Source organism: Pseudomonas syringae, from assembly GCF_021605415.1.
GTDB classification, from domain to species: Bacteria; Pseudomonadota; Gammaproteobacteria; order Pseudomonadales; family Pseudomonadaceae; genus Aquipseudomonas; species Aquipseudomonas syringae_S.
The window spans coordinates 51,861-75,830 of sequence record NZ_WKEQ01000028.1; the positions used below are offsets into that span (position 1 = coordinate 51,861).

The 23,970-nt window shown below is 59.5% G+C and carries 22 protein-coding genes and 3 pseudogenes; 16 read left to right on the top strand and 9 right to left on the bottom strand.

From position 1 onward, the window contains the following. The first annotated feature begins 117 nt into the window (after positions 1-117). The 3 genes from GIW69_RS19030 to GIW69_RS19040 are packed head-to-tail and all read left to right on the top strand — an operon-like array spanning position 118 to position 1,956. The gene (locus tag GIW69_RS19030; RefSeq protein WP_236484346.1) at positions 118-615 is read left to right on the top strand and encodes an MFS transporter; all 498 of its coding nucleotides are present in this window, start codon (positions 118-120) and stop codon (positions 613-615) included. Between the two features lie 11 nt (positions 616-626). Next, positions 627-1,403, top strand: coding sequence for a class II glutamine amidotransferase (locus GIW69_RS19035; RefSeq protein ID WP_186634495.1), 777 nt, complete (start codon positions 627-629; stop codon positions 1,401-1,403). 10 nt (positions 1,404-1,413) lie between these two features. Then, positions 1,414-1,956 carry a DUF2937 family protein gene (locus GIW69_RS19040; RefSeq protein WP_236484328.1) on the top strand — a complete coding sequence of 181 codons (543 nt, stop codon included), beginning with the start codon at positions 1,414-1,416 and terminating at the stop codon, positions 1,954-1,956. 59 nt (positions 1,957-2,015) lie between these two features. Here the strand turns inward: GIW69_RS19040 and GIW69_RS19045 are convergent, their stop codons facing one another. Next, a complete protein-coding gene (locus GIW69_RS19045; RefSeq protein ID WP_236484329.1) occupies positions 2,016-2,933 on the bottom strand; it encodes a LysR family transcriptional regulator in 918 nt (305 codons plus the stop codon). 172 nt (positions 2,934-3,105) lie between these two features. Between GIW69_RS19045 and GIW69_RS19050 the strand changes: the two genes are divergently transcribed. The 4 genes from GIW69_RS19050 to GIW69_RS19065 all read left to right on the top strand — a co-directional run bounded on the left by GIW69_RS19050 (position 3,106) and on the right by GIW69_RS19065 (position 6,829). Next, a complete protein-coding gene (locus GIW69_RS19050; RefSeq protein WP_236484330.1) occupies positions 3,106-4,392 on the top strand; it encodes an MFS transporter in 1,287 nt (428 codons plus the stop codon). Positions 4,393-4,455: 63 nt separating this feature from the next. After that, positions 4,456-5,208: a 5-oxoprolinase subunit PxpA gene (locus tag GIW69_RS19055; RefSeq protein ID WP_236484331.1), complete on the top strand. Its 753-nt coding sequence runs from the start codon at positions 4,456-4,458 to the stop codon at positions 5,206-5,208. Continuing rightward, positions 5,205-5,909 (top strand): 5-oxoprolinase subunit PxpB, encoded by a 705-nt coding sequence (pxpB, locus tag GIW69_RS19060; protein WP_236484332.1) that lies wholly within the window; start codon positions 5,205-5,207, stop codon positions 5,907-5,909. Before GIW69_RS19055 ends, pxpB begins: the two co-directional genes overlap by 4 nt. Then, positions 5,906-6,829 (top strand): 5-oxoprolinase subunit C family protein, encoded by a 924-nt coding sequence (locus GIW69_RS19065; RefSeq protein ID WP_236484333.1) that lies wholly within the window; start codon positions 5,906-5,908, stop codon positions 6,827-6,829. Before pxpB ends, GIW69_RS19065 begins: the two co-directional genes overlap by 4 nt. Positions 6,830-6,944: 115 nt before the next feature. Here GIW69_RS19065 and GIW69_RS19070 read toward each other — a convergent pair whose 3' ends face one another. Both GIW69_RS19070 and GIW69_RS19075 read right to left on the bottom strand, forming a co-directional pair. Further along, entirely contained in the window at positions 6,945-8,123 is a 1,179-nt protein-coding gene (locus tag GIW69_RS19070) for a vWA domain-containing protein (protein WP_236484334.1), read from the bottom strand. An 11-nt stretch (positions 8,124-8,134) separates the two neighbouring features. Continuing rightward, positions 8,135-8,980: an AAA family ATPase gene (locus GIW69_RS19075; RefSeq protein ID WP_034150015.1), complete on the bottom strand. Its 846-nt coding sequence runs from the start codon at positions 8,978-8,980 to the stop codon at positions 8,135-8,137. 222 nt (positions 8,981-9,202) lie between these two features. On the opposite strand from GIW69_RS19075, the pseudogene GIW69_RS26430 reads away from it, so the two are divergent. Both GIW69_RS26430 and GIW69_RS19080 read left to right on the top strand, forming a co-directional pair. Next, a pseudogene (locus GIW69_RS26430) lies at positions 9,203-9,348 on the top strand (DUF4160 domain-containing protein); the annotation flags it as partial. After that, positions 9,336-9,819 (top strand): annotated as a pseudogene (locus GIW69_RS19080) (DUF2442 domain-containing protein). The pseudogenes GIW69_RS26430 and GIW69_RS19080, both read left to right, overlap by 13 nt. Here GIW69_RS19080 and GIW69_RS19085 read toward each other — a convergent pair. Next, complete coding sequence (locus GIW69_RS19085) at positions 9,816-10,892, bottom strand: DUF748 domain-containing protein (RefSeq protein ID WP_236484335.1); 1,077 nt, start codon at positions 10,890-10,892, stop codon at positions 9,816-9,818. The pseudogene GIW69_RS19080 and the gene GIW69_RS19085 sit on opposite strands and share 4 nt — an antisense overlap. A gap of 128 nt (positions 10,893-11,020) precedes the next feature. Here GIW69_RS19085 and cysK point away from each other — a divergent pair, with 128 nt between their 5' ends. Both cysK and GIW69_RS19095 read left to right on the top strand, forming a co-directional pair. Continuing rightward, the gene (gene cysK / locus GIW69_RS19090) at positions 11,021-11,995 is read left to right on the top strand and encodes a cysteine synthase A (protein ID WP_236484336.1); all 975 of its coding nucleotides are present in this window, start codon (positions 11,021-11,023) and stop codon (positions 11,993-11,995) included. 233 nt (positions 11,996-12,228) lie between these two features. Then, positions 12,229-13,167 carry an aspartyl/asparaginyl beta-hydroxylase domain-containing protein gene (locus GIW69_RS19095; RefSeq protein ID WP_236484337.1) on the top strand — a complete coding sequence of 313 codons (939 nt, stop codon included), beginning with the start codon at positions 12,229-12,231 and terminating at the stop codon, positions 13,165-13,167. Positions 13,168-13,435: 268 nt separating this feature from the next. On the opposite strand, the gene GIW69_RS26435 is transcribed toward GIW69_RS19095, so the two are convergent. After that, positions 13,436-13,744, bottom strand: a complete 309-nt coding sequence (locus tag GIW69_RS26435) for a hypothetical protein (protein ID WP_496570935.1) — start codon at positions 13,742-13,744, stop codon at positions 13,436-13,438. A 683-nt stretch (positions 13,745-14,427) separates the two neighbouring features. Between GIW69_RS26435 and GIW69_RS19105 the strand changes: the two genes are divergently transcribed. Beyond that, complete coding sequence (locus GIW69_RS19105; RefSeq protein ID WP_236484338.1) at positions 14,428-15,291, top strand: DMT family transporter; 864 nt, start codon at positions 14,428-14,430, stop codon at positions 15,289-15,291. Between the two features lie 46 nt (positions 15,292-15,337). On the opposite strand, the gene GIW69_RS19110 is transcribed toward GIW69_RS19105, so the two are convergent. From GIW69_RS19110 to GIW69_RS19125, 4 genes are all read right to left on the bottom strand, one after another. After that, positions 15,338-16,279 (bottom strand): LysR family transcriptional regulator, encoded by a 942-nt coding sequence (locus GIW69_RS19110; RefSeq protein WP_236484339.1) that lies wholly within the window; start codon positions 16,277-16,279, stop codon positions 15,338-15,340. Between the two features lie 67 nt (positions 16,280-16,346). Next, positions 16,347-17,876, bottom strand: a complete 1,530-nt coding sequence (locus GIW69_RS19115) for a tripartite tricarboxylate transporter permease (RefSeq protein ID WP_236484340.1) — start codon at positions 17,874-17,876, stop codon at positions 16,347-16,349. Then, a complete protein-coding gene (locus GIW69_RS19120; RefSeq protein WP_236484341.1) occupies positions 17,873-18,406 on the bottom strand; it encodes a tripartite tricarboxylate transporter TctB family protein in 534 nt (177 codons plus the stop codon). Before GIW69_RS19120 ends, GIW69_RS19115 begins: the two co-directional genes overlap by 4 nt. A 52-nt stretch (positions 18,407-18,458) precedes the next feature. Further along, entirely contained in the window at positions 18,459-19,475 is a 1,017-nt protein-coding gene (locus GIW69_RS19125; RefSeq protein WP_236484342.1) for a Bug family tripartite tricarboxylate transporter substrate binding protein, read from the bottom strand. 426 nt (positions 19,476-19,901) lie between these two features. Between GIW69_RS19125 and GIW69_RS19130 the strand changes: the two genes are divergently transcribed. The 4 genes and pseudogenes from GIW69_RS19130 to GIW69_RS19145 form a co-directional block, all read left to right on the top strand. Further along, positions 19,902-21,191 (top strand): MFS transporter, encoded by a 1,290-nt coding sequence (locus GIW69_RS19130; protein WP_496570936.1) that lies wholly within the window; start codon positions 19,902-19,904, stop codon positions 21,189-21,191. Next, a complete protein-coding gene (locus GIW69_RS19135; protein ID WP_236484344.1) occupies positions 21,184-22,152 on the top strand; it encodes an amidohydrolase family protein in 969 nt (322 codons plus the stop codon). The genes GIW69_RS19130 and GIW69_RS19135 overlap by 8 nt, the downstream gene beginning before the upstream one ends. Then, positions 22,149-23,153, top strand: a complete 1,005-nt coding sequence (locus tag GIW69_RS19140; protein ID WP_236484345.1) for a 4-hydroxythreonine-4-phosphate dehydrogenase PdxA — start codon at positions 22,149-22,151, stop codon at positions 23,151-23,153. Before GIW69_RS19135 ends, GIW69_RS19140 begins: the two co-directional genes overlap by 4 nt. 525 nt (positions 23,154-23,678) lie before the next feature. After that, positions 23,679-23,970 (top strand): annotated as a pseudogene (locus tag GIW69_RS19145) (L-rhamnonate dehydratase); the annotation flags it as partial.

Below are 23,970 nucleotides of genomic sequence, written 5' to 3' on the forward strand. Positions count from 1 at the left end.
AAACGGAAATAGGGCTTGATGGCGCTGCAGACCCGGTGGGAGCGTGACCCTCTGGCATTGGGACAAGCCGGGCGGGCGAAAAGTCGTTACTATAAGCGCCTATTTGCCTGCCTTGCCATGGACACCATGACCGAGAACGACTATCTGATCGCCTGGGGCCTTTACGCCTTCGCCGCTTTAGGCTGCCTGTTGGTATGGATGCGCATGACCCGCTGGATGTTTCGCTGGCTGCGTGAGCCGCTGCGTTTGCTGATGGCCGTGTTGCTGCTGAGCCCGACGGTCATCGATCCGGTGAAGGAAAAGGTTGCTCCGGCCATCGCCATCACTGCGCTGGATCTGGCCTTCAAGGTCGGCAACAACGCCTGGCGTGCCGTGTCCGACCTGCTCATGTACGCCATGATCGCCTTCGGTGTTTACTTGATTTTCGTGTTGATCCGCTTCCCGATCGAACGTGCATCCAACGCCCGCAAGGAACAAGCCGAAGCCGCGCGCGCGGCTGCCAAGGCCGATGAGCGCGATGATGATGTTCCGTTCGGCGGCGCCGGTGATGACCGCTACGGCCGCCCGCCGGTGCCGAGCAACCCGCAACGCATGCGGGTCGAGCCGCGTCTGTAGAGAATCCGCACATGTGTGAATTACTGGGCATGAGCGCCAACGTGCCGACCGATATCGTGTTCAGCTTCACCGGGCTGATGCAGCGCGGCGGTCGCACCGGTCCGCACCGCGACGGTTGGGGCATCGCGTTCTATGAAGGTCGCGGATTGCGGCTGTTCCAGGATCCGGCGGCGAGCAGCGAGTCGGAGGTGGCCAATCTGGTGCAGCGCTATCCGATCAAGAGCGAAGTGGTCATCGGTCATATTCGCCAGGCCAACGTCGGTAAGGTCTGCCTGTCCAACACTCACCCGTTCGTCCGTGAACTGTGGGGACGCAACTGGTGCTTCGCGCACAACGGCCAGTTGGCGGATTTCACCCCGATCAAGAGTTTCTACCGCCCGGTCGGTGATACCGACAGTGAAGCGGCATTCTGCGATTTGCTCAACCGCGTTCGTGCAGCGTTCCCTGAGCCGGTGGACATCGAAGCGCTGCTGCCGGATCTGGTGGCCGCGTGCGCCGAGTACCGCAGCAAAGGCGTTTTCAATTGCCTGCTCAGCGACGGCGACTGGCTGTTCTGCTATTGCTCGACCAAACTGGCACAAATCACCCGACGCGCACCGTTCGGCCCCGCGAGATTGAAGGACGTCGATGTGATCGTCGACTTTCAGGCCGAAACCACGCCCAACGACGTAGTCACGGTAATTGCCACCGAACCCCTGACCGAAAACGAAACCTGGACTCGCTACGAACCGGGTCAATGGAGCCTCTGGCGACGCGGCGAATGCGTCAGCCAGGGCAAGACCGAATAAGGATTCCCCAATGTTGCTCAGTTATCTAAGGCTGGTGTTGTTTGCGGCGGGCCTGTTGATCGGTGTCCAGGTGCCGGGGTTCATCAACGATTATGCGAAGCGGGTCGAGGCGCACCTGATCGAAGCGCAGACTGGATTGCAGGGTTTCCAGAACACGGCCCAGCAGTTCTTCAAGGGTGACTTGCAGGCATTGGTCGCCCATTACCGCGCCAGCGACGATCCGGTGTTTCGTAGCGATGCCGACAGCCTGAACACGATGCTTAATCGTCAGGTGGCGCTGGATAAACAATTTCAAGCCATGCAGGGCCCGTGGTATATCCGCTTCCTGCAAGTGGCGCTGGCCGCCGACCCGGATATCCGCCAGGAAACCTGGAACGGTTACAGTTATCAGATTCTGCTGACCCCGGAAGCGATGATCTGGGGCATGAGTGGCGCGTTACTGCTCTCGTTTGGCATTGAGTGCCTGTTCCGGTTGATCGATTGGGTGGTGCTGGGCGGCAGGCGCCTGCGCCAGAGTCGGCCGATCGAAGACCGGGATGTGCGCGGATTGTAAGAGCGGAAGGTCAACAGATCGTGATCTGTTGGCCGTTCCCACGCGGAGCATGGGAACGATCATGGTGAGGTGAGAATCACGTAGTCCTCACCCACCTTGCGTGCATACCCCGCCAGCACCTGCTGACACAACGTCACCATTTCCTCGACCCATTCCACACCGACCCGCCACGACACCACCACCTGCAGATCTGGCGGGCGCTGTTCGATGTCCAGTAGCGTCAGCTCGCCACGCGCCAGTTCCTCGGCCACCAGAACGGGTGGCAACGCACCGATACCAAAACCGTCGCGTAATAATCGGGTAATTGCCGACACCGAATTCACGCAGTTCAAACGCGGCGTGATCACGTCGTTGGCCTGCATCAACGCGACGATGTCCTGATGCGGCCGGGAGTTTTTCGAGTAAGTGATGATGCGCTCACGGGCCAGATCGGCGAGATCCGCATAGTCACGGTTGTAGATCGAATTACTGGCGACAATCCAGCCCACGGGATGGCTGGCCAGCGCCAGACTGCGCACACTTTCCTGGCGTACCAGATCGGTTTGCAGTATCAGGTCAAGAAAGCCTTTTTGCAGCTGATCGCAAAGGTTCAGCGACGTATCCGCTACCAGTTCGATTTCGACCCGTGGATACAGATCGGTCATCTGCGCAACCAGCGGGCTGAGCCAGGTATGGATAACAGTGTCCATCACGCCAATGCGCACCCGGCCGACCTTGCTTGAAGGCGTTTCGATGCTCTGCTTCAGCGCCTGCATCGTGTCGAGCATCTGCTCGGCATAATCGAGCACTTTCAAACCTTCCGGAGTCAGGCTGACGCCTCGCGAATCGCGCACGAACAACTTCACCCCAAGCTCGCCTTCGAGCACCGCGATGCGGCTGGAAATCGACGCCTGCGTGGTGAACAACTTGTCGGCGGTCAGGCGAAAACTCTTGAGGCGGGCGACCCAGACAAAGGTCTCGAGAAACTTCAGGTTCATGGGCTCGGCTCGACAAATTTGTTCGGGTGATAAAGAAATCTTATGCCTAAGACGGGGTTTTATTCGTTGGACGCCGCAGGGCTTGCGAATGAAAAATCGGCGCATCCGGTTCCCACGATAGGCGTCGTCGGGGCCACGAACAAGACCAATAATAAGCCTGCGGAGATTTGCCATGAGTGCGCCCGACACCCTCGACCTCCCCAAAAATGCGGCCCGTCCAGGCCCGTTCGATTGGTATCGCAACATCAATCAACAGGAGCGGCGCACGTTCTGGAGTTGCAAGATCGGCTACGGTCTGGATGGCATGGACACCCAGATGCTCAGCTTTGTCGTGCCGACGCTGATCGCCATGTGGGGTATCACCACCGGCCAGGCCGGTTTGATTCACACCAGCACGTTGATCGCCTCGGCCATCGGCGGTTGGGTGGCGGGGATCTTGTCTGACCGCATCGGCCGCGTGCGCACGCTGCAACTGACGGTGCTGTGGTTTGCGTTCTTCACTTTCCTCTGCGGCTTTGCCCAGAACTACGAGCAACTGTTGATCGCTCGCACCTTGATGGGTTTCGGTTTTGGCGGCGAATGGACGGCCGGCGCGGTGCTGATCGGTGAAGTGATCCGCGCCAAGGATCGCGGCAAAGCCGTGGGCATGGTGCAATCCGGCTGGGCGCTGGGCTGGGGGCTGACCGCGATTCTCTATGCGCTACTGTTCTCGGTATTGCCGCCGGAAGACGCGTGGCGCGCGCTGTTCATCCTCGGCATCGTACCGGCGATTTTCGTGATTTTTGTCCGCCGTCTGGTGAAGGATCCGGAAATCTACCGCGAGGCCAAGGCGCAACAAAGTCCGGAAAATCCAGCGAGGTTCTACGAGATTTTCGCCCCCGGCATGCTGTTCACCACGATCCGCGCTTCGCTGCTGACCACCGGTGCGCTGGGCGGTTATTACGCGATCACTTCCTGGCTGCCGACCTTTCTGAAAAACGAGCGCGGCTTGAGCGTACTCGGCACCGGCGGCTATCTGGCAATGGTGATCGTCGGCTCCTATGTCGGCTATGTCATCAGCGCTTATCTGACCGATCTGCTGGGTCGCAAAAAGAACTTCATTCTGTTCGCGGTCGGCTCGTTCACCATCGTCCTGCTCTATACCCAATTGCCGGTCAGTAACGGCGTGATGCTTTGGCTGGGCTTCCCGCTGGGCTTCTTCGCCTCGGGGATTTTTAGCGGCATGGGTGCGTTTCTGACGGAGCTGTTTCCAACGCGGATTCGCGGCTCTGGCCAGGGTTTTTGCTACAACATTGGCCGGGCGCTGGCGGCGCTGTTCCCGCTGCTGATCGGCCTGCTCAGCCAGAAAGTACCGCTGAGTGTCGGCATCGGCGCGTTCGCAGCGGTGTCCTACGGCGTCGTGATCATCGCGGCATTGAGCCTGCCGGAAACCCGTGGCAAGCAACTCGACGCCCAGTAACTGATAACCTGCGGGGCAAGTGCCCGACGGCTAAAAAGATAAATGCCTACAGGAGTGTCCACCGTGAACCGCCTGCTATTGAACTGTGACATCGGCGAGAGCTTCGGCAGTTGGACCATGGGTCTGGACGCCGAGGTCATGCCCTTCATCGATTGCGCCAACATCGCTTGCGGCTTCCACGCCGGCGATCCGGGGATCATGCGCAAGACGGTCAGTCTGGCGCTCAACCACGGCGTGCAGATCGGCGCACATCCGGCCTATCAGGATCTGGTCGGGTTCGGTCGACGCTCCATGGCGTATTCCGCCCGGGAACTGCAAGACATCCTGCATTACCAGATCGGCGCCCTCGACGGCATCTGCCGCGCCCAGGGCGGGCGGGTGAGTTACGTCAAACCCCACGGCGCGATGTACAACGACATGATGGCCAACCCGGCGCAACTTCGTGCGGTCATTGAGGCGGTGGCCGCTTACGATCGCCGCTTGCCGCTGATGCTGATGGCGACTCGCGACAATGCGCCAGCGCAACAATTGGGCGATGAGTACGGCGTGACATTGTGGTTCGAAGCCTTCGCCGACCGCGCCTATGACAGCGCCGGGAAACTGGTGTCGCGGCAGTTGCCGGGCGCGGTGTATCACGATCCGCAACTCATTGTCGAGCAGGCCTTGACCATCGCCCGTGGCGGCGACCTCATAGCCAGCGATGGCAGCGCTTTGCGCCTGCATGCCAACACCCTTTGCGTTCACGGTGACAACCAAAGTTCGGTGGCCGGCGTGCAGCGCATTCGTGAGGCATTGAGCGAGCAGGGCGCCTCATGAATCCACGGGTGGAAGTGGTGGCGCTGGATTGCCTGATGCTGCGCCTGTTCGACGAGATCGCCGAAGCCAACATGCCGTGGATGCTGGCGGCCAGCGAACGCTTGCGTGCCGTGTTCGGCGCGCAATTGATCGATCTGGTGCCGTCGTACACAACGCTGATGGTGCATTACGATTTGATGGCGTTGAGCCCGAAACAGGCGCGGGAATTGATCGCCCAAGCGCTGATCGACCTGGCGCCGAATGCCCGAAGCGTCGGCCGCTGTCACGTCTTGCCGGTCTGGTACGACCTGAGTGTCGGGCCGGAGTTGAACCTGCTGGCGCAGCGCAGCGGGTTGGCGGTGGAGGAGGTCATTCGGTGCCACAGTGACCGGGAATATCAGGTGTTTGCCCTGGGCTTTGCGCCAGGCTTCGCCTTCATGGGTTTGGTCGAAGAACTGCTCGCCGCGCCGCGCCTGAGCACGCCCCGCAAGAAAGTCGCCGCCGGCAGCGTCGGTATCGCTGAACGGCAGACCGCTGCGTATCCGGTGGTTTCTCCCGGCGGCTGGAACCTGATCGGCCGCACGCCGGCAAAACTGTTCGACCGTGAGCGCGATGGCTACAGCCTGATGCAGCCCGGCGACACGGTGCGTTTTGAAGCAATCAGCCACGCCGAATTCGTCAACCTCGGCGGCGACGACACGCCACTGGAGGCTCAGGCATGAGCCGGCTGACGATTGAGGCGAGCACGCCGCTGTGTCTGTTGCAGGATGCCGGGCGGTTCGGTGTGCGGCATTTGGGCGTGACCCAGGGCGGTGCGGCGGACTGGCGCTCGATGGCCTGGGCGAATTGGCTGCTGAATAACAGGCTGGATGTGCCGGTGATCGAAATCACTCTCGGCGGATTTGCCGTTGTCGCACAAGACGATTGCGTGCTGGCGCTGGCCGGCGCCGATTTGGGGGCACACATCGACGGTGCCGCGCTGGCGCCGTGGCGCAGTTTCGCCCTGCATAAAGGCCAGACGCTGACGTTCACCCAGCCATTACTCGGGGCCCGCGCGTATCTGGCGGCGCCCGGAGGTTTCGACGCGCCGAACGTTCTGGGCAGCAGCGCCACGGTTGTCCGCGAAGGACTCGGCGGCCTCGACGGGGCGGGGTTGCCGCTGGCGAAAGGTGCGACGCTGAATTATCACGGCGAAGCGCTGCCGGTGCGTGAACTGTCTGTAGCGCAGCGGCCGGATCTGCGGCTGAACACGTCACTGGATCTGGTACTCGGCGCGCAGATCGGCCAGTTCAGCGGGCAAAGTCTGTTTGACGTGTTCAACAGGGGCTGGGAACTGGACAGTCGTGCTGACCGCATGGGCATTCGTCTGCTTGGCACGGCGCTGCTTTATCAAGGGCCGCCGATGATTTCCGAAGGTATTCCGCTGGGCGCAGTGCAGGTGCCACCGGATGGACAGCCGATCGTATTGCTCAACGATCGTCAGACCATCGGTGGGTATCCGCGATTGGGCGCGTTGACGCCGTTAGCATTGGCGAGGCTGGCGCAGTGTTTGCCGGGGACGAAGGTGCGATTGCGGCCGGTGGTGCAGGATGTTGCGCATCGGGAACATGTCGAGTATTTGCAGTGCTTTAAAAACAGCTAAAAGCATCGCGGGCAAGCCCGCTCCCACAGTGTCCGAGTCGTACACAAAGTTTATGCGCACCACCGAAACCTGTGGGAGCGGGCTTGCCCGCGATGGCGTCAGTCTAGACAGGCAATTACTTGGACAAAAAGCGCATTCCTTCTTCCAGCCCGCGCAACGTCAGCGGGTACATCTGATCGTCGATCAAATCCCGCACGATGTTGGTCGAGGAGGTGTAGCCCCAAGTGTCTTTCGGGTAGGGATTGATCCAGATGAGTTTCTTGTACTTCTCCATGAAGCGCTGCATCCACACGTAACCCGGCTCTTCGTTCCAGTGCTCGACACTGCCGCCGGCCTGGGTGATTTCATACGGCGCCATGGCCGCGTCGCCGATGAAGATCACTTTGTAGTCGGCGCCGTATTTGTGCAGCAGATCCTGCGTCGAGAAACGCTCGGAGGTGCGCCGCATGTTGTTTTTCCACACCGACTCATAGAGGAAGTTGTGGAAGTAGAAGTACTCCAGATGCTTGAACTCGGTCTTGCAGGCCGAGAACAGTTCTTCGCAGATCTTCACATGGGCGTCCATCGAACCGCCGATGTCGAACAGCAGCAACAACTTGACCGTGTTGCGCCGCTCGGGACGCATCTGGATGTTCAGCAATCCGGCGTCCTTGGCGGTGTGGTCGATGGTGCCGTCGATGTCCAGTTCTTCCGCCGCGCCTTGACGGGCGAATTTACGCAAGCGACGCAGGGCGATCTTGATGTTGCGCGTGCCCAGTTCCACCGAATCATCGAGGTTCTTGTACTCGCGCTGATCCCAGACTTTCACCGCTTTGCCCTGACGCTTGCCAGCATCGCCGACGCGGATGCCTTCCGGGTTGAAACCGCCGGAGCCGAACGGACTGGTGCCGCCGGTGCCGATCCATTTGTTGCCGCCGGCGTGGCGCTCCTTCTGTTCTTCCAGGCGTTTCTTGAACTCATCGATCAACTTGTCCAGACCGCCGAGGGACTGGATCTGCGCGCGTTCTTCGTCTGTCAGCGAACGCTCGAATTCCTTACGCAACCAGTCCTCGGGAATCAGTGCCTGCAAATGATCGTCGAGTTTTTCCAGACCGTTGAAATAGGCGCCGAAGGCGCGGTCGAATTTATCGAAATGCCGCTCGTCCTTCACCAGAATTGCCCGGGACAAGTAATAGAACTCGTCCATGTCGGCGAAGATCACCCGCTGCTTCAGCGCGTTGATCAGGTCGAGCAGCTCGCGCACCGAGACCGGCACCTTGGCTGCGCGCATTTCATTGAACAGGTTGAGCAACATGACGTGGGCCCTTATCGAGAGCCGCGACGGCTCATGAACGCCAGACGCTCAAGCAATTGCACGTCCTGTTCGTTTTTTACCAATGCGCCGGCCAGTGGCGGAATGGCTTTGGTCGGATCGCGTTCGCGCAGCACCGCTTCGCCGATGTTGTCGGCCATCAGCAGCTTCAGCCAGTCGACCAGTTCCGAGGTCGACGGCTTCTTCTTCAGGCCCGGCACCTTGCGCACATCGAAGAACACGTCCAGCGCTTCGCTGACCAGATCCTTCTTGATGTCCGGGTAATGCACATCGACGATTTTTTGCAGGGTGGTGCGGTCGGGAAAGGCGATGTAGTGGAAGAAGCAGCGGCGCAGGAACGCGTCCGGCAGTTCTTTTTCGTTGTTGGAGGTAATGATGATGATCGGGCGCTTCTTGGCCTTGATCGTCTCGTCGATCTCGTAAACATAGAACTCCATCTTGTCGAGTTCTTGCAACAGGTCGTTAGGGAACTCGATATCAGCCTTGTCGATCTCGTCGATCAGCAGGATCACCCGCTCTTCGGACTCGAAGGCTTCCCACAGCTTGCCCTTTTTCAAGTAGTTGCGAACGTCGTGAACCTTTTCCGTGCCCAATTGCGAATCGCGCAGGCGACTGACCGCGTCGTACTCGTACAGACCCTGATGGGCCTTGGTGGTGGACTTGATGTGCCAGGTAATCAGCTTGGCGCCAAAGGATTCGGCCAATTGCTCGGCGAGCATGGTTTTGCCGGTGCCCGGTTCGCCCTTGACCAGCAGTGGCCGCTCCAGGGTGATGGCGGCGTTGACCGCCAGTTTCAGGTCATCGGTGGCGACATAGGCCTGGGTGCCTTCGAACTTCATCTGCAAATCCTCGAACGGTAACGCCGACCTGAGCGGCAGGGCGGGGCGAAATAATCGGATGCCCGACTATAACGCGCTGCCCGGTCGACTGTGAACGCAGACGGGTTATTCAGTCTCTGAATGGGGCGTCACATGTTGACTCAGTCTCGGCCGATGGCCGGTATTTTGGTATCGCCTTTTTGGCGATAGGCATGCTGGGCATGTCTACCAAATATCGCTTTCGGTGGCGGGGTGGATGTCATGCTCAGCCTTGAAACCATAGCGTGATAGCGGGCAAGGCTCCGCCGCTTATAGTTAAAGAGGCGTTGGCTTGGGTGGCTGCTGATCAAATGCAGTTGATGGAGGATTGGAAACGATGTTGCCCATGAAAAGGCCTCGGTTGGCCGCCGTGCCGTTTAGCGCTGGCCTTCATAGATGGTCAGCAACTGGAACTCGACGTGAGTCGAGACTTCGAAACATATCCCGGTCTGCAGCCTTTATTGAATGTAAGGGGCTTTGAAACGGCTGTGCTGGCAGACGAGGGTTGGAGTGTGGAATGGCCAGAGCCGGATATTCAGATTGGGGCAGATACGCTGTACCTGGATGCGTTGGCGCAAAACGTGCGGGACGACAACCCTCGGATTTTCATAGATTGGCGAGCTAGTACAGGGTTAACGCTGGATCAGGCGGCTGCCGCGTTGGGCATCAGCGCTCGCTGCATCAGCCGTTACAGCAAAGGGCGAGAAGCGGTTCCGCGTTCGCTCGCATTGGCCTGCCTGGGGCGGGATTCACTGCACAAAGGATCGCGCCTTCAAGCGGCCGAAGCGTCCGGGCGGTACACCGTCAATCGTAAAAGCTAATCGGTATCCGGTTTCGACCGCTCATAACGTGCATTGAAAGCCTGGACGAATCCGTTGCGCAAAATCTGCAAAAACGCTCCGAACGCGCTGATGTCTTGCTGATGCACATTGCCGCTGAGTTCTACGCGGGTGGCGAACTGGTTTTTGCGCTGGTTTTTCAGGACGGTTTCGGTGCCGCCGACCACTGCTTCCCAGATCGAGCGGAACAGGCCCTTGTCTTTGTTTTCGACGTCTTGCTGCCAGTTGAACACGTCGACATCGCGCAGTAGGGGTTTGATGTAACCCTTGAGCTGGCCCTTGTTGGCTTCCGCTTCGATCACAACGTCGCCATGGCCGGCGTTGAAATCGAATTTGCCATAGGCCGAGGCGAAGTCGTTCATGCGTTTGAGCTCAATGTTGCGGGCGCGCAGGCGGAATTCAAAGTCTTCGAAATTGCTCAGCGGATCGAACGTGGCCGTGACTTCCAGCGGTGCGTGCCCGAGCATCAGCGCTTTGCCATCGAAACGGGCGTCGCGTTTGCCTTCGGTATCGACCACATTGGTCAGGTTGTAAATGCTGGCGTCCACGTCTGTGGCATTCATGTTCACTGGCGGCTTGGAATTGAAGTTACGAAAGCTGATGCGCCCGTTGCTGATGTGGACTTCGTCGAGGGTGATCGGCAACAGCTTGCCGAGTTGCGCGCGCCAGTCGGTGCCTTCACCCGTCTGGGAATTCTGTTTATTGGCGCCACCGTCGACGAAATTCACCTCGGGATTGAGGAAGTCGACCTTGGCCACCACTGCATGGTCGTACCACAGCGAATGCCAACTGACGGCGAGATCAATCAACGGTGCGTCGACGAACGGGACCGGCACCTTACCGTCGACCTTGACGATTTTCAGGCCGTTGATCTTGTAGGCGCCGCGCCACAGCGCCAGATCGACATCAGTGATCTGGCCGCGATAATCGCCCATGTCGGCCAGTTTATCGTTGAGATAATCACGCACCAGATAAGGCAGGGCGATGTGCAGCGCGACCAGCAGCACAATTACCCCGGCGAGTGTCCATAGTGGCCAGCTGTAGCGACGTTTCATGGAGTCAGTTTCCCGGCAATGTAAATCGATTGACTGCCATCAATCGCAGACGTTCGCCTCGACTGGACGGACACGGGCAACAGGCATACCTTGGGCCCCTGAATTCACTGCTGCATAAGGACCCAGCCATGAGCCGTATTTTTGCTGACAACGCCCACTCCATCGGCAACACACCGTTGGTCCAGATCAACCGCATCGCGCCCCGTGGCGTGACCATCCTGGCCAAGATCGAGGGACGTAACCCGGGTTATTCGGTCAAGTGCAGGATCGGCGCCAACATGATCTGGGACGCTGAAAGCAGCGGCAAGCTGAAACCCGGCATGACCATCGTCGAACCAACCTCGGGCAATACCGGCATTGGCCTGGCGTTTGTTGCTGCGGCTCGTGGGTATAAATTGATGCTGACCATGCCCGCTTCAATGAGTATCGAGCGGCGCAAGGTATTGAAGGCGCTGGGCGCGGAGCTGGTGTTGACCGAACCGGCCAAAGGCATGAAAGGCGCCATCGAAAAAGCGACCGAGATTGTTGCCAGCGATGCCGACAAATACTTCATGCCGGCGCAATTCGATAACCCGGCCAACCCGGCCATCCATGAGAAAACCACCGGCCCGGAAATCTGGAACGACACCGACGGCGCGGTCGATGTTTTGGTGGCTGGCGTCGGTACGGGTGGAACCATCACTGGTGTTTCGCGGTATATCAAGAATACCCAGGGCAAACCGATCCTTTCGGTGGCCGTCGAGCCCGTAGCCTCGCCGGTGATCACTCAGGCGTTGGCCGGCGAGGAAATCAAGCCGAGCCCGCACAAGATTCAAGGCATCGGCGCCGGTTTCGTGCCGAAAAATCTCGATCTGTCGATGGTTGACCGTGTCGAGTTGGTGACTGACGAGGAATCCAAAGCCATGGCCCTCAGGTTGATGCAGGAAGAAGGCATCCTCTGCGGAATCTCTTGTGGCGCCGCCATGGCAGTGGCCATTCGTTTGGCCGAAACCCCGGAAATGCAGGGCAAGACCATCGTCGTGATCTTGCCGGACTCCGGCGAGCGTTACCTGTCGAGCATGTTGTTCAGCGATCTGTTTACCGAGCAGGAAAACCAACAGTAAAGGTCGCACCCGTGTAGGCGCTGCCGCAGGCTTCGATCTTTTACTCCTTTGATCTTTACGCAGGTCAGCCCGGGTTCAGGAGCCCTGTGTTAATAAAAGCTTTATTACACAGGGCTCAACAATGAATCCTGATTCCTGCGGGTTTTTCTAAGCGCCGGGAGTGTTTATCATGGCCGGCTGCCATGCCGGGCAAATGGCAGTGTGCAGCGTCGTCCATTTTCAAGGAGTTGTTGATGACCGTTCCGTTTGCCGCCAAGGCGTTGGTGTTGTTGCTGTTTCTAGGCAGCACCCTCTATGTGCATCTGCGCGGCAAGGCGCGTTTGCCGGTACTGCGTCAGTTCGTTAACCACTCGGCATTGTTCGCGCCTTACAACGCATTGATGTACATGTTTTCCGGCGTGCCGTCCAAACCGTATCTGGATCGCAGCAAATTCCCGGAACTGGACGTGCTGCGCGATAACTGGGAAGTCATCCGCGACGAAGCCATGCATTTGTTCGATGAGGGTTACATTCGCGCGGCCGAGAAGAACAACGACGCCGGTTTCGGATCTTTTTTCAAGAAGGGCTGGAAGCGTTTTTACCTCAAGTGGTACGACAAACCGCTGCCTTCGGCCGAGGCACTTTGCCCGAAAACTGTGGCGTTGGTCAGTGCCATCCCCAACGTAAAAGGTGCGATGTTCGCGTTGTTGCCGGGCGGCAGCCACCTGAACCCGCACCGCGACCCGTTCGCCGGTTCCCTGCGCTATCACCTGGGATTGGCGACGCCTAACTCCGACGATTGCCGGATTTTCGTTGACGGTCAGGTCTATGCCTGGCGTGATGGTGAGGACGTGATGTTCGACGAGACTTACGTTCACTGGGTCAAGAACGAAACCGACCAGACCCGTGTCATCCTCTTCTGCGACATCGAGCGTCCGCTGAGCAACCGCGTGATGACCCGCATCAACCGCTTCATCAGCGCCTGGCTGGGCCGGGCGACCGCGCCGCAGAACCTTGACGACGAACGCGTCGGCGGGATCAACCGCGCCTACGCCTGGAGCAAGAACTCCAGCGACAAGTTCAGCGGCGTGGTCAAACAGTGGAAACGCCGTCACCCCAAGGCCTACCGCGTATTGCGGCCGGTGCTGGCGGTGGTGGTTTTGACGTTATTGGGGTATTGGTTGTTTGGTTGAAGCTTGAAGCTTGAAGCTTGAAGCTGAAATGAAAACCGCTCCTTGTGAGCGGTTTTTTTTGGCTTTCATGTTCCGGGGCGGCCCGCGAGAAGGTCAGGTTCGTCGATGCCTGTGCCGGTCGCGATTATTTGGAGAAGTTTTCGTTGGCTGTCCGTCAACTTTAGCTGAACGGTCTCGACTCCAGGCCCTGTTGGTTTTTTCCTGGCGAGGGATTTTTTCATTGCCTTACGCATGTTTCCTCCTCCACTGGTCATTAAATGAACAATTTTCACAATACTAGGCTCTCCACTGTTTTGACAAGCCGGCCATCATTATCGAAAGCAAAGCCCAGTCGCTGATAAATCGGAACGGCTCCCTCCAGCGGCTCCTGCGCTTCGATAAAGCGGCTTTCGATAATCTGTGCATATTGCTCAGTAATGAGTATGGACAGAGGTGCTATACGGTTTTTGAGCGGATGCCTCCCACCGGGGCATGCTTCCATGCGCACAATGCGAATCCGCCGACGGCTGTTATTGGGATTTACGAAACAAAGCCCGCAAAGCTCTTCCTCAAACCAAATCGCAATGTCCAGCGACATCGGTTCTCTAGCTTTCCATCCAACAATGTCGCCCCAGAAAAAATCGAGTCATCCCACCGTTCAAAAGCACCCAGTGCCTGCACATCAATCGGTTCAAAACGCGTCCTGGACAAATCAAGCGCTGTCGGCCCCGCCGCTTCCAACTCCTGTTGTAACTGGGCGACGCTGGCCCCAGCCAGTTTCCTCGCCTGTGACCGATACAACTGATACCGCAAATAACTCCATTCCCTTGGCATGTGATCTCGCGCATTCCATTTCTACCTCGTCGGGCATCGCATTGCGGATCAGCCTATTCACCTTCTCCTAACCTGTCGCTACTGGCCCTTTGTCCAAGTCGTTGCAATCCGTGTCGCGGGCTGGTTATAGTCGGCGCTCGTGAGTCTTCGAACTCACCTTTATCCCTCGATACAAGATCAGCCCAATGCCTGCATTCCACATCAACGCGGTAGTCGATTCAGCGCTCAACGCTGGCGTCGTGCCGTGCGGGAATCAGCAGCCTGTGCAGATCAGTCATTACCCCCCACCCGTCAGTAGCCCGCCGGTGTGCGCCGTCGTATCACCGCCAGGCGTTGGCATTTCGGGTTGATCAGCCTATTGCGCTGACCCGCGTGCCCGCCTGAAAAAAACCTACTGAATTTCAGCTTCGGCTGAGTTGGCTAATGGCCTGACTACAGGTGGTCTTCATGTTTGTCCTTTCGAAAAAATCCGCGCTCGCGGCGACCTCCACGAGCCTGTTCGTTCTGCTGTGGAGCAGCGGGGCGATCTTCTCCAAATGGGGTTTGGCCCACGCCTCACCTTTTGCCTTTCTGCTGTTCAGATTCGCCATCGCCTTGTGTGGGCTGGTGCTGCTGGTGCCGCTGCTCCAGTTGAAATTTCCCAAGGGCGGCAAGCCGATGCTGTTTGCCATCGCTACGGGGCTGGTGCTGCTCGGGGCTTATCAGATTTTCTATCTGCTGGCGCTGGATCTGAAAGTCACCCCCGGCGTGATGGCGACCATCATGGGCGTGCAGCCGATCCTCACGGTTGTGATCATGGAGCGGCAGCGCTCTGTCAGCCGCATGTTCGGTCTGGCGTTGGGGCTGGCCGGGCTGGTGATGGTGGTTTACCAGGGCATCGGACTGGCCGGGATGTCGTTGGCGGGGATGGTGTTTGGCCTGCTGGCGCTGGCGAGCATGACCTTCGGTTCGATCATGCAGAAGCGCATCACCGACAATCCCCTCGGCACGTTGCCGGTGCAGTACTTGGCCGGGTTGCTGTTGTGCGGCGTCTTCGTGCCGTTCCAGCCGTTCCATTTCGAACACAACGCAGGCTTTATCGTGCCGGTGCTGTGGATGGGACTGGTGGTCTCGGTGCTGGCGACATTGTTGCTGTATCGCCTGATCGCCCGGGGCAATCTGGTGAACGTCACCAGCCTGTTTTACCTGGTGCCAGCGGTGACGGCGGTGATGGATTACCTGATTTTCGGCAATCGACTGGCCACGCTGAGCGTGTTGGGGATGCTGCTGATCATCATCGGTCTGGCGTTTGTGTTCCGTAAAACCGCTTGAAATCACGAAACGCCAAAAAATGCCCGAAGCCTGGCTTCGGGCGTTTTCATTTGCCCAACGCATGCTCCGCACGCACCGAGTTCATGAAGGCCTGCATTGCCGAGGATTGAATACGGTGGCGGCGGGTGATCAGGCCGAAGGGCGGCAGGCGTGCTTCGAACTTGATCGGCAACACCGCCAGCAAGTCGCGCCCCGGATAGTCTTCGACGACAGACACCGGCGTCACCCCGAGCATGTCGGTCTGCTGGATCAACGACAGCAAGGTCATGATCGACGTGGTTTCGACGATGCTGCTCGGAATGTCCACCCGGGCATTGTGGAACACCTGATTGATGATTGCGCGCATCGGGCTGGGCTGCTGCTGCAGCACCCAGGTCATGTTTTGCAGCTCTGCCCAGCTGAGGTTTTTCTCCTGGGCCAACGGATTTTGCGCACCGGCAATCACACACAAGGCTTCTTCGCCAAGGCTGTCGAACAGCAACTCTTCGGCCCTTGCCCCGGCGGGAATTCGGCCCAGCACGATGTCCAGTTGATCCTGCAACAATGCCTGCACCAGCACGTCGCTGGTATCGACTTGAATGCTCATCGACAAACGCGGGTGGCTCTGTTTCAACGTGGCGATGGTGCGCGTCAGCAAACCCGACGCCAATGCCGGAATGGCGCCGACGGCCACGCGCCCCAGATTGCCCGATTCCAGCGCCACCAGTTCTTCGCGCATGCCGCTGAGTTCGGCGAAGACCATCCGTGCGTAATAAATCACCGTCTCGCCGAAGGGCGTTGAGCGCATGCCGCGGGGCAGACGTTCAAACAGTTCGACGCCGAGCAAGTCCTCGGCCTCATGCAGCATTTTTGTCGCCGCTGGCTGGGTCATGCCGATGTGGTCGGCGGCGCGGCGCAGCGAGCCGAATTCCTGCAATGCCAGCATCAGCCGCAGTTGGCGCAGACGCAGGCGGCTGTGGATCACGTTGGCATCAGGAATTCGGGTCATGGGCCGTGCTCGCGAAAAAGACAGGTGGCAAGCCTGACAACAAATGCCAGGCGTTGCCAGTCCTGTGTCACTGCACCGACTTGGGTTTGACGACCGGCGCCTTGCGCAGACCGATCACGGCTTGCAGCGCCTTGGAAATCAGCGGCCAGAACAGCATCAACAACGCCGCCGTGGTCAGGCCGCCAACCAACGGATTGGACCAGAAAATCCCCAGTTGGCCATCCGAGAAAAGCATCGACTGGCGAAACGCATCTTCAGCCTTGTCACCGAGTACGGCGGCAAGCACCAGCGGGGCAATCGGGTAACCGAGCTTCTTGAACAGATAACCCAGCGCACCGAAGCCCAGCATCAGCACCACGTCGAAAAACGAGTTGTGAACCGAGTACGCGCCGATGGCGCAAACCATGATGATGATCGGCGCAATGATCGAGAACGGAATACGCAGGATCGAGGCGAACAGCGGCACGGTGGCCAGCACCACGATCAGGCTCACGACGTTGCCCAGGTACATGCTGGCAATCAAACCCCAGACGAAATCATGCTGCTCGACGAACAAGGTCGGGCCGGGGTGCAAGCCCCAGATCATCAAGCCACCGAGCATCACTGCCGCCGTCGCCGAGCCGGGAATGCCCAGCGTCAGCATCGGCAGCAGGGCGCTGGTGCCGGCGGAATGATCGGCGGTCTCCGGGGCGATCACGCCTTCGAGTTCACCTTTGCCGAAGTTGTCGCGGTTCTTCGAAAAGCGCCGCGCCAGGCTGTAGCTCATGAATGACGCGGCGGTCGGGCCACCGGGGGTAATGCCCATCCAGCAACCGACCAATGTGCTGCGCACGATCGTCCACCAGTAGCGCGGCAGTTTCGCCCAAGTGCGCAAGATCACCATTGGCGTGATGCGCGCATGCTCACCACGAAACACCAGACCTTCCTCGACGGTGCAAAGGATTTCGCCGATACCGAAGAGACCGATCACCGCCACTTCGAAACTGATCCCGGTCATCAGGATCGGTTGATCGAAGGTCAGGCGCAGGTTGCCGGACACGGTGTCCATGCCGACGGCGGCCATGGCGAAACCGATCATCATCGCCACCACGGTTTTCAGCGGCGGGTTTTTGCTCATGCCGATGAAGGTGCAAAAGGCCAACAGGTACACCGCGAAGAACTCCGGTGAGCTGAAGGACATGGCGAATTCGGCAATCCGCGTCGACAGGAACGTCAGCAGCAACACACCGCACAGCGCACCGATCAGCGCGGAACTGAACGCGGCCGTTAATGCTTCGGCAGCGCGACCTTGTTTTGCCAGCGGGTAACCGTCGAAGGTGGTCGCCACCGACGATGGTTCGCCGGGGATGTTGAACAGAATCGAGGTGATCGATCCGCCGAACAACGCCCCCCAATACATGCACGACAACAGGATGATCGCCGACACCGGCGACATGGTGAACGTCAGTGGCAGCAGCAACGCTACGCCGTTGGGGGCACCAAGGCCGGGCAACACGCCGACCAGAATGCCCAGCAGCACGCCGATCACCATCAAACCGATGTGGCCCGGGGTCATGATCAAGTTCATGCCTTGCAGCAAAGAATCGAATTCGCTCATTTGAAGTTTCTCCCGGCCAGGGCAATCCAGTCGCCCATCGGGCCGGCATCCAGCGGCACCTTGAACCACAGCGCGAAAATCAGGTAACTGGCCAACACCGCGCCCAGCGAGATGCTGGCGATCATCCATTTTCCATAAGGGTTTGCGCGAACCCGGTCACGCCACATGAACCAGGCGATGAACACGGCGGAGGCGAGGTAGATGCCGGTGAACGGCATGGCCGCGACGAACAGCGCGATCGGAATAAACACCGACAACACTTGTTTGAATGCGCTGCGGCTGACGAATGCAACGCTCAGGGCTTGCCAGCGCACCAGCGTCAACACGCCGTTGGCCACGCTTGCGGCGCTGAGCATCAGGCCGATGTAAAAAGGGAAATAACCCGGCTCGGGGCCGGCATCACCCCAGCCGATGCCTTGTTCGACGCTGCCGTACATCACCACCGCGCCGAGCAGCGTAGTGAACAACGTCAGGCCGAGTTCGACCCAGCGGGTGCCAACCAGCGCCGATGAATCCGAAGAATGGGACATGAAACACCTCCAGCAGGTGACGGCCATGCGCAGGCACATGGCCGTGGAAACCTCAGTTTTTCAGCCAGCCCGCTTCCTTGAAGACCGGCGTGACCCGGGCGGTATCCTTCTCAATGTAAGCGGTCAGCGGTTCACCTTCGAGGAAGGTCGGCACCAGCGCGTTCTGTTTCACGTAGGCCTTGAATTCCGGCGTCTGGGTGACTTTGCGCATCAGCTCGACGTAGAACGCGCGCTGCTCGGCGCTGACTTCGCCAGGCATGAACACGGTGCGCGGGAAGCGGTATTGATCGATGCCCAGACCCTGTTCGTGACAGGTCGGCACGTCGGCCCAGGCTTTGTCACCGGCGACTTTGTCGGTGTAGGCCATGCGTTCCTTACTGAACACGCACAGCGGTTCGACCTGGTCGCCGCGCCATTGGCTGATGCTTTCGCTGGGGTTGTTGACGTTGGCGGCGATGTGTTTGCCGGCCAGTTGCGTGGCGGCTTCGCTGCCACTCTTGAACGGGATGTACACCAGTTTGCTCTGGTTGGTCTGATTGAGCAGCAGGGTCAGGGTCTGGTCGACGTCCTTGGACTGGCTGCCGCCCATGCGCAGTTTCGACGGGTCGGCTTTGACCGCATCATAGAAGCCCTTGGCGTCCTTCCACGGCGCGTCCTTGTAGCTCCATAGAATGAAATCGTCCTCGGCCAGCGCGGCCACGGGCGTCAGTTCCTGCCACTGGTAACCGAGTTTCGCCACCAGCGGCAGCAGATAGATATTGTTGGTGCCGATCACCAGTTTGTCGGGATCACCCTTGTTCATTTTCATGTCGAGGAAGGCTTCGGCACCATTGCCGCCGCCCTTGTTGAGGACGATGGTGTTGACGTCAAGCAGCTTGTGGGTGGTGATGATCGACTGGATCAGACGTCCGAGCTGGTCAGTGCCGCCACCGGGGCCGCCGGCAACGACGATTTCGACGTTTTTGTCCGGTTGCCACGCAGCGTGGGCGAGGGTAGGGAGCGTGCCGGCGGAAATCAGCGAGCAGCCGAACAATAGACGGGAGGTGTGACGGACGAATGCAGTTCGCATGGAAGGGCCTCGTTTTTGTAGTTGTTATGAGTGACTTGTCTGCGCTCGAAAGCCGCAAGCCTGGCCCGAGTGTGTGAAGGACTGGCGCTGGCGTCTAGTCAAAACAAAACATACACCGATAGCCTGGGGTTATCGCAGCTCGGGTATTCGATCACCCGAATCGACGGAAAGCTTTGATCCAGAGCCGTTTACGGGCAAAGTCGGATGGGCGGCATGAATCTGAAAGCGAGCTGAAAGACGGCCATGGCATAACTCAGGGCTATCGCCTGATTCCAAGTTTTGATTAGACGGTTATCGCCGGGCCTTCGATAGTGCCCACCGGACACCGCGAAACAGCGATGCCGCGACAACAATAATAAAAGTGAGGTACGCACCATGGCCCGTTCCAGTGCTTCCCTGCACCTGCCCGCCGCAGGTGCCCAACCGATGGCGGCGGCCGCGCCGTTGGCCGCCGCCGAAAAACGCAGCAGCGTGCGCTGGCGAATCTTCGCGATTGTCTTTGCCCTGACGATGGTCAACCTGATTGATCGCGTTTCGCTGTCGATAGCCATGCCGACCATCGCTAACGAATTCTCCCTGTCGCCAAGCCTGCAAGGGCTGATCCTCAGCAGCTTTTTCTGGGCCTATGCGTTGTTGCAGATTCCTGGCGGGTGGCTGATCGACCGCTTCGGCCCGCGCCGCGTCATCACCTGGTCAACCGGGTTATGGGGCGCGTTTCAAGTGCTGGCGGCGTTCGCTTCCGGCGGCCTGTCGCTGTTGTTCGCCCGGGTCGCCCTCGGTGCGGCGGAAGCACCGTTGTTTCCTGCCGGCGGCAAATTGATTTCCCTTTGGCTGGCCCCGGGCGAGCGCAGTCGCGGCGCCGTCCTGATGGACAGCGGCGGCCCGCTCGGTGTGGCGTTGGGCGGGTTGATCATTGCCTACCTGATCGCCTCGCTGAATTCCTGGCGGCTGGCATTCGTGATCGCCGGTGTGGCGACGCTGGCGCTGGCGTGGGTCGCCTGGCGTTATCTTCGTGATGACCCGGCCTGCCATCCGCAGGTCAACGCGGCCGAACTCGAGAGAATCAACGCCGGCCGCGCGACGCCTGCCGCTGAAGCCGCACGGGCGCCAGTCAAAGGCCTGGGCATCGCCGCACGTTCACTCAGCGGTTTGCTGCTCGGCCGTGCCAGTTGGGCGATGGTCTATTTCGGCCTGTTGACTTGGGGTCCAACCTATCTGTCCCAGGCGCGCGGGTTCGACATCAAGGGTATCGGCGCCGCCACGTTCGTGATTTTTGTCTGTGGTGCGCTCGGTTCGTTGACCGGTGGTTTCCTCTGCGACGCTTTGATCCGCAAGGGCATTCGTCGGGGTGTGGCGGTCAAGAGTCTGCTGGCGTTTTCCGGGCTGGCAGCCCTCGGCGCGTTCCTGTTGCTGCCGACCCTGAGCGACCCTTTTGCGGCCGTGGCGTTGTTGTCCATGACCGCTTTTTTCCTGATGTGGGGCAGCCTTTACTGGAGCTTCCCGGCGCTGTTGGCCGCACCGTCGCGGGTCGGCCTGATCGGCGGCGTGATGAACATGGCCGGCAGCATCGGCGGCATCGCTGTGCCAATTCTGGTCGGCGTGATTCTGCAACTGGCCGGTGGATTTGCGCCGGTGCTGGGTTTCTTCGCCGTGTGCTCGGCGGTGTTCGTGCTGGCCACGTTGTTCATTGCTCTGGATGAGGTGCGTCATGACTGAGCACGCGACGACGCTGTGGGACGGCCCGATCATCGACGCCCACCATCACTTCTGGGATCCGGCGATCAACGATCATCCGTGGCTCGCCCCTGAGGCCAACATCCCGTTTCGATATGGCGATTACAGCGCGATCAAACGGCGCTATTTTCCCGAGGATTACTTTGCCGATGCCGGTGCGCACCGTGTGGTGCAAACCGTGTATGTCGAGACTGAATGGAACCCTGCCGATCCGATTGGCGAAACCCGTTTCATCGAACAACTGGCCGCTCGCTACGGCGTGCCGAACGCAGTGGTCGCTCAGGCCTGGCTCGATCATCCGGACGCCATCGACGTGCTCACCGAACAGGCGCGCTTTAAACATGTGCGCAGCGTTCGGCACAAACCCGGCGGCCCGGAATCGCCGACGCAGGTCGGGCGCTTGCGCAGTCTGATGAGCGACGAACACTGGCGGCGCAGTTACGCCGCGCTGCAAGGGTTGGGGCTGCATTTCGACTTGCAGACGCCATGGTGGAATTTGCCTGAAGCCGAGCGGCTGGCGCGGGACTTTCCGGGCATCACCCTGATTCTCAATCACGCCGGCCTGCCCAACGACCGCAGCGCCGAAGGTCTGGCCGGGTGGCGCAAGGCAATGGCGCGACTGGCCGAATATCCGAATGTACAGGTGAAGATTTCCGGCCTCGGCCAGGCCGGGCGCAAATGGCACGCCATCGACAATGCCTGGATCGTGCGCGAGGTGATTGCGATGTTTTCCAGCGCGCGGGCGATGTTCGCCAGCAACTTCCCGGTCGACAGCCTGTGTGGCTCGTTCGACAGCATCTACAGCGGTTTCAAACACATCGTTGCCGATCTGCCGCGTGCCGATCAGCAGCGTCTTTTTTACAGCAATGCGCAGCGCGTCTACCGCTGCGAACCGGGCGCCGTCGAGCGATCCGGGACTGAGCCTTTGAGGAGTCAAGCATGAACAAAACCACAATCGCCATGGTGTTGGGTGACCCGGCGGGTATCGGCCCGGAACTGATCGCCCGTCTGCTCGCCGAGCCGAGCGTGCGCAGTCAGGCGCAGGTGATCCTGATCGCCGACGAAGCGGAGATGCAGCGCGGCATGCGCATTGCCGGCGTCGAGTTTCCCTATCGTCAGGTCGACTCGCTCACAGACCTGAGCTTCAGCGATGACACGCCGCTGTTCTACAACTTTCGCGGTGACGCCGTCGGTGAGTTTGCGCGCAGCGAAGCCAGTGTGATCGGCGGTCGCTACAGCCTCGATACGCTGGAAGTCGCTCTGCGCCTGACCGAGGCGGGCACCACCGATGCGGTGCTGTTCGGGCCGCTCAACAAGACGTCGCTGCACATGGCTGGCATGGCCCACAACGACGAGCTGCACTGGTTCGCCGAATTGCTGGATTTCCACGGGCCGTTCTGCGAATTCAATGTGCTCGACAATCTCTGGACGTCACGGGTGACGTCGCATGTGGCATTGGCAGAGGTGCCCGGCATGCTCAGCCAGGAACGGGTGGTCGAAGCGATTCGGCTGATCGACACCGCGCTCAAGCGCAACGGTCTGGCCAAACCGCGCATCGGCGTGTGTGGCTTGAACCCGCACAACGGCGACAACGGCTCGTTCGGCCGTGAAGAACTCGACATCATCGGCCCTGCGGTGCGTGCGGCGCAGGCTCAGGGCATCGCGGCAGACGGGCCGTATCCGGGGGACACGATTTTTCTCAAGGTGCAAGGCGATGCCAGTGCGTTTGACGCGGTGGTGACGATGTATCACGACCAGGGTCAGATCGCGATCAAGTTGATGGGATTCTCCCGTGGGGTGACGGTGCAGGGCGGTCTGCCGATCCCGATCACTACGCCGGCGCACGGCACCGCGTTTGATATTGCGGGGCAGGGCAAGGCCAATGTCGGGGCGATTCGCCAGGCGTTTGAGATTGCCTGCCGGATGGGCGGGAATCGCTACTAACCGCAATCGATCATAAAAACGCAGCACCCCTGTAGCAGCGAGCCTGCTCGCGATGGCCATTGGTCATTCACCATCAACGTTGGCTGACCTGACGCCTTCGCGAGCAGGCTCGCTCCTACAATGTACGCCGGTGACTCCGAATCTCATGAGCCAACACAAATCCCTGTGGGAGCTGGCTTGCCAGCGATGACGGCGGCATGGTCGACCTCTTCATCGACTGCCCCGGCGCCATCGCTGGCTAGCCAGGCTCCCACAGCATTTGGGCAGATCGCAATTTCCGGTTTGACCCAAATCCCTCTAGGCGCGCTCCCACGGTTTTTTGCGAGCGGTCGTGATAACCCGGTTTAGGCATAAACCGGATTTTCCGATCACCCCAGGTTATCGCCGGATACGCATAAGTGATTATCCGCACCCCATTGCGCTGGCTACAGTCGCCTTTATCGAGTACCTGAACCGGCTTATCCAAAGCCTTCTGCGTACACGACCCACAACTACAAAAAAGCCGCAGTGCAAGGAATTGTATTCATGAAAATCAAAGCGATCCGTACCCGCGTCTTCGAATGGAAAGGCAAAGTCGTGCCGCCTCAGGCGCACTTTTGCACCAACGCCAGCGACATCCTTTTCGAGCGCGGCGATGCCATGGGCTCGTTCCGTTTTCACGGGTGGCTGGTGGTCGAAGTCGAAACCGACACCGGCCTGGTCGGCATCGGCAACTGCGCCCTGGCGCCGCGGGTCGCCAAGGAAATCATCGACACCTACCTGGCCCCGATCGCCATCGGCGAAGACCCGTTCGACAACGAATACATCTGGCAGAAAA

Excerpts from the sequence above, each read along its gene's own strand:
- GIW69_RS19030 (WP_236484346.1), top strand. The coding sequence starts at position 118 with ATGGACACCATGACCGAGAACGACTATCTGATCGCCTGGGGCCTTTAC.
- GIW69_RS19035 (WP_186634495.1), top strand. The coding sequence starts at position 627 with ATGTGTGAATTACTGGGCATGAGCGCCAACGTGCCGACCGATATCGTG.
- GIW69_RS19040 (WP_236484328.1), top strand. The coding sequence starts at position 1,414 with ATGTTGCTCAGTTATCTAAGGCTGGTGTTGTTTGCGGCGGGCCTGTTG.
- GIW69_RS19045 (WP_236484329.1), bottom strand. The coding sequence starts at position 2,933 with ATGAACCTGAAGTTTCTCGAGACCTTTGTCTGGGTCGCCCGCCTCAAG.
- GIW69_RS19050 (WP_236484330.1), top strand. The coding sequence starts at position 3,106 with ATGAGTGCGCCCGACACCCTCGACCTCCCCAAAAATGCGGCCCGTCCA.
- pxpB (WP_236484332.1), top strand. The coding sequence starts at position 5,205 with ATGAATCCACGGGTGGAAGTGGTGGCGCTGGATTGCCTGATGCTGCGC.
- GIW69_RS19065 (WP_236484333.1), top strand. The coding sequence starts at position 5,906 with ATGAGCCGGCTGACGATTGAGGCGAGCACGCCGCTGTGTCTGTTGCAG.
- GIW69_RS19070 (WP_236484334.1), bottom strand. The coding sequence starts at position 8,123 with ATGTTGCTCAACCTGTTCAATGAAATGCGCGCAGCCAAGGTGCCGGTC.
- GIW69_RS19075 (WP_034150015.1), bottom strand. The coding sequence starts at position 8,980 with ATGAAGTTCGAAGGCACCCAGGCCTATGTCGCCACCGATGACCTGAAA.
- GIW69_RS19085 (WP_236484335.1), bottom strand. The coding sequence starts at position 10,892 with ATGAAACGTCGCTACAGCTGGCCACTATGGACACTCGCCGGGGTAATT.
- cysK (WP_236484336.1), top strand. The coding sequence starts at position 11,021 with ATGAGCCGTATTTTTGCTGACAACGCCCACTCCATCGGCAACACACCG.
- GIW69_RS19095 (WP_236484337.1), top strand. The coding sequence starts at position 12,229 with ATGACCGTTCCGTTTGCCGCCAAGGCGTTGGTGTTGTTGCTGTTTCTA.
- GIW69_RS26435 (WP_496570935.1), bottom strand. The coding sequence starts at position 13,744 with ATGTCGCTGGACATTGCGATTTGGTTTGAGGAAGAGCTTTGCGGGCTT.
- GIW69_RS19105 (WP_236484338.1), top strand. The coding sequence starts at position 14,428 with ATGTTTGTCCTTTCGAAAAAATCCGCGCTCGCGGCGACCTCCACGAGC.
- GIW69_RS19110 (WP_236484339.1), bottom strand. The coding sequence starts at position 16,279 with ATGACCCGAATTCCTGATGCCAACGTGATCCACAGCCGCCTGCGTCTG.
- GIW69_RS19115 (WP_236484340.1), bottom strand. The coding sequence starts at position 17,876 with ATGAGCGAATTCGATTCTTTGCTGCAAGGCATGAACTTGATCATGACC.
- GIW69_RS19120 (WP_236484341.1), bottom strand. The coding sequence starts at position 18,406 with ATGTCCCATTCTTCGGATTCATCGGCGCTGGTTGGCACCCGCTGGGTC.
- GIW69_RS19125 (WP_236484342.1), bottom strand. The coding sequence starts at position 19,475 with ATGCGAACTGCATTCGTCCGTCACACCTCCCGTCTATTGTTCGGCTGC.
- GIW69_RS19130 (WP_496570936.1), top strand. The coding sequence starts at position 19,902 with ATGGCGGCGGCCGCGCCGTTGGCCGCCGCCGAAAAACGCAGCAGCGTG.
- GIW69_RS19135 (WP_236484344.1), top strand. The coding sequence starts at position 21,184 with ATGACTGAGCACGCGACGACGCTGTGGGACGGCCCGATCATCGACGCC.
- GIW69_RS19140 (WP_236484345.1), top strand. The coding sequence starts at position 22,149 with ATGAACAAAACCACAATCGCCATGGTGTTGGGTGACCCGGCGGGTATC.